This window comes from Flavobacterium pectinovorum (assembly GCF_900142715.1).
Classification (GTDB): domain Bacteria; phylum Bacteroidota; class Bacteroidia; order Flavobacteriales; family Flavobacteriaceae; genus Flavobacterium; species Flavobacterium pectinovorum.
Window position 1 is genome coordinate 701,305 of the sequence record NZ_FRBX01000003.1, and the last position, 12,928, is coordinate 714,232.

The 12,928-nt window shown below is 33.1% G+C and carries 10 protein-coding genes and 1 rRNA gene; 4 read left to right on the forward strand and 7 right to left on the reverse strand.

The window, feature by feature from the left end; all coding sequences use genetic code 11:
- The first annotated feature begins 15 nt into the window (after positions 1-15).
- The gene (gene scpA, locus BUE22_RS13705) at positions 16-2,151 is read left to right on the forward strand and encodes a methylmalonyl-CoA mutase (protein ID WP_073395481.1); all 2,136 of its coding nucleotides are present in this window, start codon (positions 16-18) and stop codon (positions 2,149-2,151) included.
- A 55-nt stretch (positions 2,152-2,206) separates the two neighbouring features.
- Here the strand turns inward: scpA and BUE22_RS13710 are convergent, their stop codons facing one another.
- From BUE22_RS13710 to dapF, 4 genes are all read right to left on the reverse strand, one after another.
- Positions 2,207-2,854 (reverse strand): hypothetical protein, encoded by a 648-nt coding sequence (locus tag BUE22_RS13710; RefSeq protein ID WP_042565125.1) that lies wholly within the window; start codon positions 2,852-2,854, stop codon positions 2,207-2,209.
- A gap of 515 nt (positions 2,855-3,369) precedes the next feature.
- Entirely contained in the window at positions 3,370-4,410 is a 1,041-nt protein-coding gene (gene mltG / locus BUE22_RS13715) for an endolytic transglycosylase MltG (protein WP_073395482.1), read from the reverse strand.
- Between the two features lie 10 nt (positions 4,411-4,420).
- Positions 4,421-4,954, reverse strand: a complete 534-nt coding sequence (locus BUE22_RS13720) for a GNAT family N-acetyltransferase (RefSeq protein ID WP_073395483.1) — start codon at positions 4,952-4,954, stop codon at positions 4,421-4,423.
- Between the two features lie 106 nt (positions 4,955-5,060).
- Complete coding sequence (gene dapF, locus BUE22_RS13725) at positions 5,061-5,843, reverse strand: diaminopimelate epimerase (protein ID WP_073395484.1); 783 nt, start codon at positions 5,841-5,843, stop codon at positions 5,061-5,063.
- Positions 5,844-5,983: 140 nt separating this feature from the next.
- On the opposite strand from dapF, the gene BUE22_RS13730 reads away from it, so the two are divergent.
- Both BUE22_RS13730 and BUE22_RS13735 read left to right on the forward strand, forming a co-directional pair.
- The gene (locus BUE22_RS13730) at positions 5,984-7,384 is read left to right on the forward strand and encodes a S1C family serine protease (protein WP_073395485.1); all 1,401 of its coding nucleotides are present in this window, start codon (positions 5,984-5,986) and stop codon (positions 7,382-7,384) included.
- A 221-nt stretch (positions 7,385-7,605) separates the two neighbouring features.
- The gene (locus BUE22_RS13735) at positions 7,606-9,054 is read left to right on the forward strand and encodes a glyceraldehyde-3-phosphate dehydrogenase (RefSeq protein WP_073395486.1); all 1,449 of its coding nucleotides are present in this window, start codon (positions 7,606-7,608) and stop codon (positions 9,052-9,054) included.
- A 62-nt stretch (positions 9,055-9,116) separates the two neighbouring features.
- Here the strand turns inward: BUE22_RS13735 and BUE22_RS13740 are convergent, their stop codons facing one another.
- Positions 9,117-9,575 (reverse strand): Lrp/AsnC family transcriptional regulator, encoded by a 459-nt coding sequence (locus tag BUE22_RS13740; protein ID WP_073395487.1) that lies wholly within the window; start codon positions 9,573-9,575, stop codon positions 9,117-9,119.
- 199 nt (positions 9,576-9,774) lie between these two features.
- On the opposite strand from BUE22_RS13740, the gene ald reads away from it, so the two are divergent.
- Positions 9,775-10,893 (forward strand): alanine dehydrogenase, encoded by a 1,119-nt coding sequence (gene ald, locus BUE22_RS13745; RefSeq protein ID WP_073395488.1) that lies wholly within the window; start codon positions 9,775-9,777, stop codon positions 10,891-10,893.
- A 120-nt stretch (positions 10,894-11,013) separates the two neighbouring features.
- Here the strand turns inward: ald and pafA are convergent, their stop codons facing one another.
- Together pafA and rrf are read right to left on the reverse strand one after the other, a co-directional pair.
- Positions 11,014-12,645 (reverse strand): alkaline phosphatase PafA, encoded by a 1,632-nt coding sequence (gene pafA, locus BUE22_RS13750; protein WP_073395489.1) that lies wholly within the window; start codon positions 12,643-12,645, stop codon positions 11,014-11,016.
- 191 nt (positions 12,646-12,836) lie between these two features.
- Positions 12,837-12,928: ribosomal RNA gene (gene rrf / locus BUE22_RS13755) — 5S ribosomal RNA — on the reverse strand; the annotation flags it as partial.

The window sequence follows — 12,928 nt, forward strand, 5'->3', positions numbered from 1 at the left end:
TCAAAGAGTATTTCAATGATAAGAAAAGACCTAAAACATATTAATTTAAATAGTCAAAAGTCGAAAGTCGAAAGTCAAAAGCCCGAAGATTTGACTGACAACTTCTTTACTGCGGAAGGAATTGAACTCAAGAAAACCTATTCTGAAAAAGATATTGAAGATTTAGAGTTTCTTGATTTTGGGGCTGGTTTTGCACCCAATTTGCGCGGCCCTTACGCTACAATGTATGTGAGACGTCCGTGGACAATTCGCCAATATGCCGGATTTTCGACAGCTGAAGAAAGTAATGCTTTTTACAGAAGAAATCTTGCAGCAGGTCAAAAAGGATTATCCATAGCATTTGATTTGCCAACGCATCGGGGTTACGACTCTGATCATGAGAGAGTTGTTGGTGATGTTGGAAAAGCTGGCGTTGCCATAGATTCTGTTGAAGATATGAAAGTGCTTTTTGATCAGATTCCATTAGACGAAATGTCGGTTTCAATGACAATGAATGGTGCCGTTTTGCCTATTATGGCGTTTTATATTGTTGCTGCAGAAGAACAAGGTGTTGCCATTGAAAAACTTTCAGGAACGATTCAAAATGACATTTTGAAAGAGTTTATGGTTCGAAATACTTATATCTATCCGCCAACTCCTTCGATGAAGATTATTGCTGATATTTTTGAATTTACAAGCAAAAAAATGCCAAAATTCAATTCTATCTCTATTTCCGGTTATCATATGCAGGAAGCCGGAGCAACAGCCGATATTGAATTAGCTTATACTTTGGCCGATGGATTGGAATACATTAGAACCGGATTATCAACAGGAATGTCAATTGACGACTTTGCTCCCCGCCTATCTTTCTTTTGGGCGATTGGTATGAATCATTTTATGGAGATTGCAAAAATGCGTGCCGGACGAATGATTTGGGCAAAATTGCTGCAGCAGTTTAATCCTAAAAGTGATAAATCTCTGGCATTAAGAACACATTGTCAAACGAGCGGATGGAGCTTAACAGAACAAGATCCTTTTAATAATGTTGCAAGAACTTGTATCGAAGCTACGGCAGCAGCTTTTGGCGGAACGCAATCTTTGCATACAAATGCACTTGACGAAGCCATCGCTTTGCCAACTGATTTTTCTGCCAGAATTGCACGTAATACTCAAATATATTTACAGGAAGAAACCAAAATCACCAAAACTGTAGATCCTTGGGCTGGTAGCTATTATGTCGAAAGTTTGACTAACGAGATTCTTGAAAGTACCTGGAAACTTATCGAGGAAGTCGAAGAATTAGGCGGAATGACAAAAGCCATTGAAGCCGGAATTCCAAAACTTAGAATTGAGGAAGCCGCCGCAAGAAAACAAGCCAGAATTGATAGCGGACAAGATATTATTGTTGGTGTAAATCAATATCGATTAGAAAAAGAAGATCCTTTGCATATTTTGGATGTAGACAATCAAATGGTTCGCAAACAGCAAATTGATCGATTGGAGGAAATAAAGTCGAAAAGAAATACAGAAGAAGTAAATAAATCACTCGAAAAATTAATTCTTTGTGCTAAAACCAAAGAAGGCAACTTGCTTGAAATTGCTGTTGAAGCTGCCCGAAACAGGGCAACTTTAGGGGAAATAAGCGATGCCCTTGAAACTGTTTTTGGAAGGTTCAAAGCACAAATTAAATCCTTTAGCGGTGTGTATAGTGCAGCAATAAAAAACGACGAAAATTTTGAAAAAGCCAAGCAATTAGCTAATGCTTTTGCAAAACAAGAAGGAAGACGTCCCCGAATTATGATTGCCAAAATGGGACAAGATGGTCATGACCGAGGCGCAAAAGTGGTAGCAACTGGTTATGCTGATGTTGGTTTTGATGTTGATATTGGCCCGTTATTTCAAACTCCTGCAGAAGCCGCAAAACAAGCGGTCGAAAATGACGTACATATCTTAGGTGTTTCATCTTTAGCAGCCGGACATAAAACATTGGTTCCGCAAGTTATTGAAGAACTAAAAAAGCATGGCAGAGAAGATATTATGGTGATTGTAGGCGGCGTGATTCCGGCACAAGATTATCAATATTTATTTGACGCCGGAGCTGTTGCTATTTTTGGTCCCGGAACTAAAATCAGTGAAGCTGCCATTAAAATTTTAGAAATATTAATTGATTAAAAACAGTCATAAAAAAATCCCGAATAATCGGGATTTTTTACTTTTACAATTCTTTTTAATCGTGTATTGTTGCGTTGCTGTCTGCTTCAATATAAGAAAGATCATAACCTCCAAAGGCTTTCATATAACTTCTTAACGAAGTGCCGTAAGCATCTCTAAAATGTCTGTTCCCTTTGTTTCTAAAGAAGTTTTTTACTGATCCCGCGCCACCTAAATGCGCAGCAGCTAAAATTCCTGATTCTGTAATTTCGACACCGTTAATGGTTTTCCCTTCATACCTTTCAATTTCATTACGCAAAATCCATTTATTGATAGATAATAATGCAATAAAGGCTTTTTCTTGTAAAGCGGGATCTTTTAGGAATTCTTTGTTGTTTTTCACACCGATGGCTCTCAAAGCTTTAGAACCAAATTGGTATTTCCCCATGTAACCAAGAGAATTTACTTTTCGGTATTTTCCCTGAGATTCTTTAAAAGCAACTGCTTCTTTAAAACCTATAAGATGATTTCCGGTGTAGGGAATGTTTAAGTTTTTTTCAACAGGATAATCATCCTTGTCTTGAGATGGAAGGGAGTATTCAGATCCATCTGTTTTTTCTATTAAAAACCAAGGTTTGGTTTTTAGATTAAAGGGTTTAAACCCCAGGCTTAAAAATGTAATAATAACGATTAAACTTGTGTAATAATACCATTTCTTTATCATAAATTGTTTTTCTTCAAAACGCTGTCACCCTTTTGAAATTTCTACGGTGCAAAGATAAGAAATACAAAATAATGCTGATTTTCAATATTTTAGTAGTTTTAAAAAAATCTAAAATTCCCTTTCATCCCTTTATTGATGCACTTTTCGGGCGTTCGATAAAAATTAAATTAAGCTGCTAAATGGCTAAAAAAAAATCTTCAAAAACGTCATTTTTATCAAATTTTTAGCAATTTTGTTAAAATTGAAATAAAAAACCTACAGTATTTAGAGCATTTTTGACTTAATTTGAATGTTTGGGCAAAAAATTATCTGATTTTTAGGTTAAAAAATCGAAGTGAAAAGGTTATTAAATTAACCTTCTTAATAAAAGAGCAAATTCAGCATTAATTAATTGCCATTTTCAATTAAAACACATTAAAACTTACACCTAAAAAAGAAAGTTCACAAAGACAAATATTGAAATAAAAAAACCGAAGCTTTTAACTTCGGTTCTTTAGATGTGTTTTATATTTTTTTTATCTCGTTACTCCCTGACTAGCGATCCAGTCTGAGTATTTTTTTGCATTTACCTGATGCTGCTCATAAGTTGAAGCAAATTCATGATAACCAAAACGATCTACACTTGCACAGAAATAAATATAATCATGCTTTTCAGGATTTAAAACAGCTTCCAGAGCCGTAATGTCTGGCATTGCAATTGGTCCTGGTGGAAGTCCAATATTTACATAAGTATTATATGGCGATTTCATAATCAAGTCATTATAGAAAACTCTTTTTATAACCTGATCAAAATCGTTCGCTTTTAGTTTTAATGCATAAATAACGGTTGGATCTGCTTGTAAAGGCATCGCTAAACGCAATCTGTTTAAATAAACTCCCGCAATGCGCGGTCTTTCATCCTTTTTTACAGATTCTTTATGAACAATAGAAGCTAAAATTGTTACCTGAACCGGTGTTAAACCTTGTTTTTCTGCTTTTGCAATCCTTTCTGCTGTCCAGAAATTATGGTATTCCTTGATCATCTTATCACGGAATTTCACTGCAGATGTATTCCAGTAAACTTCATAAGTATTTGGAATAAACATGGCAAAAACGTTCTCTTCATTAAAACCATTTTCTTTTAAAAAAGTAGAATCTTTTATGGCTTTCATTAATGATAAACTATCAGCTTCAATTTCAGCGCCTACTCTTCCTGCAAAATTCTCCAGGCGTTCCTGATTGTTAAAAGCTAGTTTAACCGGAACATTGGATCGCATAGCACGAACCAAGTCAATATTATTCATGTCTTTTTTAAGTAAAAAACGACCTGATTTTACGTTTTCAGGATAGCTTCTTTTATTAGCTACCATTTCAAAATTATCGTAATTCTTAAGATAAGGTTCTAATATTTTTTTTACATCTGTATAATTAGCTCCGGTTGGAACATATACGTAAACTTCTTTTTCTTCGAATTTAGTATTGGCACTAAAAATTCTGCTAATTAAAATAAATCCGTAAATTATTAAAACTGAAATTACGGCTACGGCACTTAATGTGATGATTTTTTTTATACTCAAAGCTAAAAATTTAAATTTGTTTGTTAATTAACTGAAAAATTGCTTCATCTTGATAGTGGCCATTTAGCAAAATCCAATCTTTTTTAATTCCTATTTTCTCAAACCCAAATTTAGTAAAAAGAGCTATACTCGCTACATTTCCTACATTAATATTTGCATATAATTGATGCACGTTTAAATTATGAAAAGAATATTTGATTAACAACTCTAATGCCTCAGAACCAATATTTTGGTTTCTGTTTTGTTTATTTTGAATAACAATTCCAATCCCTGCTCTGTTATTTTTCGGATCAAATTCAAATAAATCAATCAATCCTATAGCAGGAAAATCTTCGTCCTGACAAATTGCCAAACGCAGCTGTTTTGCTTCATAAATATCCTGATGTGCATTTTCAAGATATTGGCGAACCAAAAAACGACTATATGGTGTTTGTGTATTGCTGACTTCCCAGATACTCTGATCATTTTCCATCGCATATACAAACTCTAAATCATTAGGTTCTAATGCACGCAGATAAACAGAATCGCCTTTGAGTGTGATCATTAATTTTAGATTTAAGATTTTAAACTGTAGATTTAAGCAGCAGATTTGGAATTTGGGATTTTAAAATTGGAATTTGTCTTCGACTCCGCTCAGACTGACATTTTGATTAAATTTCAATTGTACCTTTAAAAACAAATTTTGTTGGTCCGGTCAAGAAAACATTAGAAAAATGATCTCCCATTTTGTCAAAAGAAACTACTAATTTTCCACCTTCAACATTTAAGTTAATTGAAGTTTTGTCCGTTTGTCCAGTCGCATTCATAGCAATAGCAACGGCAGTTGCTCCAGTTCCGCAAGCAAGAGTTTCATCTTCAACACCCCTTTCGTAAGTACGAAGTGAAAAAGTACTATCATCCACTTTTTTAACAAAATTAATGTTACTTCCTTTTTCTCCGTATAATTCGCCATAACGAATTGCTGCTCCATTTTCTTTTACATTATAATGCTCCAAATCCTCTACAATTTGAACATGATGTGGAGAACCTGTATTTAAAAAAGTATAAGAATCTTTTTTCTGAACTTCATCAACATCAATCATTTGCAGAGAAACAATAGCATCATCCCCTACTGATGCGTGATGCAAACCATCTGTAGCAATAAAAGTTGTCTTATTGTCAATAACGCCTAATTGATTGGCAAATGCAACTAGACAACGTCCACCATTACCACACATCGAGCTTTGATTTCCGTCAGAATTATAATAAACCATTTTAAAATCGGTTTCAGAATCGTTTTCTAACAAAATTAATCCGTCTGCGCCGATCCCAAAACGTCTGTCGCATAAACGCTCTATTAATTTGATATCTTCTTTTGGGAAAAAATTAGTACGATTGTCAATCATTACAAAATCATTGCCCGTACCTTGATATTTATAAAATTCTATCTGCATTTTTACTGTATTAATAAGTACAAAAGTACGAACTATTAATTAATGAAATGTTAATCATTGTTAAAGAGCGTTAAACCATTTTACTAAATAATTTTTTCAATTAATTTTACGTGTAAATAACTTAAACCTATATTCTAATTATGAAAAGATTTTCAACCTTATTTTTAGTATCATTAATGAGTGGTGCTACTACTCTTGGTGCATACAAGTTATTATTTGAGAGTAACAATTCTTTTTTTGAAAAAGGAAATTCTGTTGTAACTCTTGCCCCCAACTCATATGGAAAAAATGTTGGTTTAGCCGCCGAAACAGTTGACTTTACCGAAGCGGCAGATAAAACAATTCACACTGTTGTACACGTAAAAAATGTGTCGCGCAGAACGGTTAGTAATCCGATGATGGAATTTTTCTATGGTTACGGAGGACAGCAACAACAGGAACAAGTAGGAACCGGTTCTGGTGTTATTATTTCTGAAGATGGTTATATCGTAACCAACAATCACGTTATTAAAGATGCAACAGAAATTGAAATTACGCTGAACAACAAAAAATCTTATAAAGCAAAATTAATTGGTACTGATTCTAAAATGGATATTGCTTTATTAAAAATTGATGCTGATGAAAAACTTCCTTACTCTGCTTTTGCCAATTCTGACAGTGTAAAAGTTGGTGAATGGGTTTTGGCAGTCGGAAACCCATATAATTTGACCTCTACTGTAACCGCTGGAATTGTTTCAGCAAAAGCCAGAAACTTAGACACAAGCGGAATACAATCATTCATTCAGACTGATGCTGCCGTAAATCCCGGAAACAGTGGTGGTGCTTTAGTTAACACACGTGGTGAGTTAATTGGTATTAATACTATGATTTCTTCAATGACAGGATCTTATGTTGGATATTCTTTTGCTGTTCCATCAAATAATGCCCGTAAAATTATTGAGGATATTATGGAATTTGGAAATGTTCAAAGAGGAATTTTAGGTGTTGAAGGTGGTGAATTAAATAGCACAGCTTCAAAAGAATTGGGAATTACTCAAACACAGGGCTTTTACATTAGTAAAGTTTCTAAAAATTCAGGAGCTGAAAAAGCGGGTCTTACTAAAGGTGATATTATTGTAAAACTGGATGACCAGAACATTGCAACTTATGCTGATCTTTCAGGTTATATTAACACGAAAAGACCAAATGATGTTATCAAAGTTACTTATATGAAAGACGGACAAACAAAAACAGTTCCGGTGACTTTAAGCAAAAATGAATTTTTTAGTACTGAATTTAAAGGAATCGAATTAGAAAATATTGATTCCGCAGATAAAAAGAAATTCAGAATTGATTATGGAGTAAAAATTAAAAATATTACCAATGAGAATTTAGCGCAATATCAAAACGAATTACAAGGCAATATCATTTTGAGTATTGATAATGTAAAAGCAACAAATGTTGAAACTGTTTCTAAACTATTAAGTAAAAAAGATGAAGGACAAAGTGTCCGAATTGAAATGATCAATAAAAACGGCGAAATATTAAGAATAATTATTTAGTTGCAGTTATCAGTCTTAGCCTTCAGTGTGAAAAACTAAAAACTAAGACTGCGATTGAAAACTATTCATAATCCAGTCATCAAAGAGCCATCTTAGAATTAAGGTGGCTCTTTTTTTATTTTAAAATAAATCCTAAAATAGTTTACGAAATCGATTGAAATGGATACTTTTGCGCAAAATTTTAAAATAGTGAGCATTTTATTTTTTCAATTCAATCAATTATGAGTAAAAAATCTTTGTACCAAAAAGAGGTATCATTACAAGTCGACCGAAGAAGAGCTGGCGTCGAATTAATCAAAATCATAAGTGATTTATGGTATGACAAATCCATCGAAATGGTTTTATTTAAAAATCAATTACTGGATAAAAATGTCAGCGATATTATCAATTTACATCAATATGCAGGAGAATTTGTTGGCAAACCAATCAGTATTTTCGATTCTGTTGAAATTGCAAAAGTTATTTTATCATTAGACTTTCCACCTGCAAAATTAGATTTAGGAAAACTGACATACGAATATTATCTGGAAGAAGAGAAATATCCGGATGCAAGGTATTTTGTAATGGATAAATTGAAAAAAGCCAAATCGACAAAAGAAATTCAACCAAAAGATGTTGTTTTGTATGGCTTTGGCAGAATAGGCCGTTTATTGGCCAGAGAATTAATGTCTAAAACCGGAAAGGGAAATCAATTGCGCCTGAGAGCAATTGTAACCCGAGATAAAAACGATTCCTCTATTTTAGAAAAAAGAGCATCCTTATTACGATATGATTCTATTCACGGTGATTTTCAAGGTTCTGTAATTACAGATCCTAAAAATAATGCTTTGATTATTAACGGAACAACCGTTCATATTATTAGTGCAAACACACCCGAAGAAATTGATTACACAGAATATGGAATTAGTGATGCTTTAGTTATTGATAATACCGGAGCTTTTACAACAGAAGAAGCTTTAAAAAGACATTTAACTTCGAATGGGGTGAGTAAAGTTTTATTGACAGCACCAGGAAAAGGTATTCCGAATATTGTTCATGGTGTAAATCATAATGAATACAATCCAGATCAAATAGATATTTTTTCGGCAGCATCGTGCACTACAAATGCTATAACTCCGGTTTTAAAAGTTATCGAAGATAGTTTAGGAGTTGTAAAAGGTCATTTAGAAACAATTCATGCTTATACAAACGATCAGAATCTGGTTGACAATATGCATAAAAAATATCGTCGTGGCAGAGCTGCAGCGTTAAATATGGTTATTACAGAAACCGGGGCCGGAAGTGCAGTTGCAAAAGCAATACCGTCTCTTGAAGGAAAGCTGACTTCAAATGCAATTAGAGTTCCGGTTCCGAATGGCTCTTTAGTTGTATTAAATCTTGAAGTTAAAAAACCAACCTCAATACCGGCGATTAATAAAATAATGAAAAAATATGCTTTAGAAGGTGAACTGGTAGAACAAATCAAATATTCATTAAATAATGAACTTGTTTCTTCTGATATTGTTGGAACTTCGGCTCCATCAATTTATGATAGTAATGCAACAATTGTTTCTAAAGACGGAAAAAGCATTGTGCTTTATATTTGGTATGATAATGAATATGGTTATAGCCATCAGGTAATTCGTCTAGCAAAATATATTGCCAAAGTAAGACGTTTTACTTACTACTAAAATAAACCAAAAACCAACTATTTCTTAAAGCCATCAAATTTCTTGATGGTTTTTTGTTTTAATTAAATAGGTAAAACCGTCGTACTTTTTACCTCGGAAATTACAAAAACGGTATTGATTAAGGAAACTTCAGGTAAAACCGATAATTTTTTTTGATGAAAATGATGATAACTTTCCATATCCGGAATTATAATTTTCAGCATATAATCGAAGTTTCCAGATACATAATTACACTCAACAACTTCTGGCATATCCAAAATCGACTGATTAAAACCTTCAGAAGTATCATAGGTTTGTTTGGTTAGCGTAACCTGACAATAAACTGTTAGATTATTTCCTAGTTTTTTCTTGTTTAAAATAGAAACATACTTCTCTATAACTCCTTCTTTTTCAAGACGTTTAACTCTGTCATGAACAGGCGTTAAAGACAAATTTATTTTGTTTGCAATATCTTTTAAAGTATAGTGAGCGTCTACTTGCAAAAGACGTAAGATTTTTTTGTCAATTTCATCTAAAGCCATAACGAAAACGATATAAATAATAATTGAAATTCAGTCATTTTTTCTTTTTAAAGAATAAAAACACATCCTAAAAAGAATATTTTTCTGTAAAAATACTAAATAAAATAATATTTTCTTATTTATACATCGTTTATCCATAATATATTCTCTGTCAGTAAATTTGTAAAAACAATTTCAAAAAACTAAAAAAATATAACAAATGATAATAGGTGTTCCTAAAGAAATTAAAAATAACGAAAACCGTGTAGCTTTAACTCCAGCTGGTGTTTCTGAAATGAAAAAACATGGACATACAGTTTATGTACAATCAACTGCAGGTTTAGGAAGCGGATTTAGTGATGATGAATATGCAAATGCAGGGGCAGTAGTTATAGGAACTATTGAAGAAGTATATGCAATTGCAGAAATGATTATTAAAGTAAAAGAGCCAATTGCTTCTGAATATCCATTAATCAAAAAAGATCAATTACTTTTCACTTACTTTCACTTTGCTTCATCAGAACCATTAACACACGCAATGATTGAAAAAGGTGCCGTATGTTTAGCTTACGAAACTGTAGAAAAAGCAGATCGTAGTTTACCATTATTAGTTCCAATGTCAGAAGTTGCTGGTCGTATGGCTATTCAACAAGGAGCAAAATATCTTGAAAAACCATTAAAAGGAAGAGGAATTCTTTTAGGAGGTGTTCCAGGTGTTCCACCAGCTAAAGTATTAGTCTTAGGAGGAGGAATTGTTGGAACTCAAGCTGCAAAAATGGCTGCTGGTTTAGGAGCTCAAGTAACTATTATGGATTTAAGTTTGCCACGTTTACGTTATTTAGACGATATTATGCCTGCAAATGTAAATACAGAAATGTCTAATCACTATAATATTACAAAAGCAATTGCAACAGCTGATTTAATCGTTGGTGCAGTTTTGATTCCAGGAGCAAAAGCACCACACTTAATTACTCGTGATATGCTTAAATTAATGCGTCCAGGAACTGTTGTTGTTGACGTTGCGGTTGATCAAGGTGGATGTATTGAAACTTGCACACCAACAACTCATGAAAACCCAACTTTCATTATTGATGATATTGTTCATTATTGTGTAGCTAATATGCCTGGAGCTGTTCCTTACACTTCGACTTTAGCTTTAACAAATGCTACTTTACCTTATGCGGTACAATTGGCTAACAAAGGATGGGAAAAAGCTTGCAATGAAAATGAAGAATTAAAAAAAGGTTTGAATATAGCTAATGGAAAAATCCTTTATAAAGGAGTTGCTGAAGCTTGGAATTTACCTTTCAACGAAGAATTAGTGTTAGCAAACGCATAGTGCTAACATTAAAATAAGTGCTTACTAAACACTCAATTTTAAAAGGCTTTTCTTAATTGAAAAGCCTTTTTTTATAGCATAAAAAAACCTGTCAATTAAAATGACAGGTTTCTAAATATCTTATTTTTTTTCATCTTTCTTTTCATCCAGAATTTCCTCCAATACTTTTGCTTCAGTTCCATTTGGGAAAGTGACTTTGATTTTCTGAGCTATTGTTGGTGCAATTTCAGTAATTGCTTTTTTGTTATAAGATTCACCTTTCTTGATATGCCAACCAAAAAATATAGCTGGTACATGAGTATCGTAACTATAAGGTGTTCCGTGCGAAGTTCCTGTAGTTGCATATTCAATATCTCCCGGTTTATCAACAATAACCATATCACCATCCTGTGTGACATCATATCCTTTTGCCACAAAATTCAAGTAATAATCATTTCCAGAATTCGCTAAAATTTCTTCTTCTGTATAAACTCTTTTTACTTGTGGCTGGCTAGTTAAAAATTCCTTAAAGGTTTGTTTCACTTTTAATAACTCTAAACCTTTCTCTTTAATAATTTGCTTATTGAAATATAGATTGAAATTAGAATAGTTTAAAATTAAATCTGCTCCAAATACCGCAACAGAGAAGTCTTGTAGACTTTTTTTAACATCTTTTGATGGATAATTATCTACATTGTATTTGCGATCTTTCAAATAGATAACATTTTCTGCACCAGCATGATCTGCAGTTAAAAACAATAAATAATTATCTTTGCCAACTGTTTTATCTAAATAAGCTAAAAAGTCAGCAATAGTTTGATCCAATCTTAAATAAGTATCCTGAAGTTCCATAGAACGAGGTCCAAGTAAATGTCCTACGTAATCTGTAGAAGAAAAACTAACCGTTAAAAAATCAGTAATATTATCTTTTCCTAATTCTTCTTTTTCAATTGCTTTTTTAGCGAATTCTGCTAATAAATCATTTCCATAAGGAGTAGCTCTAATAATTCCGGCATCGTTTTTCTCATACATCGTTTTTAAATCGTATGGAAAAACTGGTGCTGCACTTCCATATAACTTTCCTTCATAAGGATTATTATCAGGTAAACTCTCATTATAAGTAGCAGCAGGTTTAAATAAATCCCAGCCTTTGTTAATGTAAGGCATGTAATGTTTTTCATTATTAAACTGAGTAACCCATTCCGGTAATTTTTCACCATAAAAAGTACTTGAAATAAAAGCACCAGTTTTACTATACCAAAATGCCCAATTTGCGAAATGACCAGCTGGTAAAATTGCCCCGCGATCTTTAAGACTCATTCCAATTACTTTTCCTTGAAAATTAGTAGCCATTCTCACTTCATCGGTAATTGTAGTGCTTTGAAGATTTTTCGGTGACATAGCTCCTTCTTCTATTGTTCCATCTCCTACCGTTTTCACTCCTGCATCGTCAGTACAGTACATATCTTTTCCAAGTGTTCTGCTAAACCACTCATTACCTACAATTCCATGGGTAGAAGGCGTTGTACCTGTATAAATTGAAGCATGTCCCGGAGCGGTATATGTTGGCATATAATTGTAATGCATATTCTGAAAAACATATCCATTATTCATTAACCTTTTAAATCCATTTGGAGAAAAATCATCTGAAAATCGATATAAATATTCCATTTTCATTTGATCAACTACAATACCTACTACCAACTTAGGGCGTTGTTGAGCACTTAAATTTGCAATAACAAATAATGCCAACAATACAATATTTTTTTTCATATCTAAATTATAATATTTGAATACAAAAATACAGATTCGCATTTAAAAAGGCTAGCGCACTATAATTTAAAACTCGTAATTGACTTTAATTTAACAGAACAGGAGCAATTTGGTATAGATCCTAGGATAGCCCATTACAAAATATTATAAACAAAAAATCCTCATCAAATAAATGATGAGGATTCTTCAAAGAAAGGCGACGACATACTCTCCCACATAACTGCAGTACCATCTGCGCAGGCGGGCTTAACTACTCTGTTCGGGATGGGAAGAGGTGAGCCCC

Excerpts from the sequence above, each read along its gene's own strand:
- scpA (WP_073395481.1), top strand. The coding sequence starts at position 16 with ATGATAAGAAAAGACCTAAAACATATTAATTTAAATAGTCAAAAGTCG.
- BUE22_RS13710 (WP_042565125.1), bottom strand. The coding sequence starts at position 2,854 with ATGATAAAGAAATGGTATTATTACACAAGTTTAATCGTTATTATTACA.
- BUE22_RS13720 (WP_073395483.1), bottom strand. The coding sequence starts at position 4,954 with ATGATCACACTCAAAGGCGATTCTGTTTATCTGCGTGCATTAGAACCT.
- dapF (WP_073395484.1), bottom strand. The coding sequence starts at position 5,843 with ATGCAGATAGAATTTTATAAATATCAAGGTACGGGCAATGATTTTGTA.
- BUE22_RS13730 (WP_073395485.1), top strand. The coding sequence starts at position 5,984 with ATGAAAAGATTTTCAACCTTATTTTTAGTATCATTAATGAGTGGTGCT.
- BUE22_RS13735 (WP_073395486.1), top strand. The coding sequence starts at position 7,606 with ATGAGTAAAAAATCTTTGTACCAAAAAGAGGTATCATTACAAGTCGAC.
- BUE22_RS13740 (WP_073395487.1), bottom strand. The coding sequence starts at position 9,575 with ATGGCTTTAGATGAAATTGACAAAAAAATCTTACGTCTTTTGCAAGTA.
- ald (WP_073395488.1), top strand. The coding sequence starts at position 9,775 with ATGATAATAGGTGTTCCTAAAGAAATTAAAAATAACGAAAACCGTGTA.
- pafA (WP_073395489.1), bottom strand. The coding sequence starts at position 12,645 with ATGAAAAAAAATATTGTATTGTTGGCATTATTTGTTATTGCAAATTTA.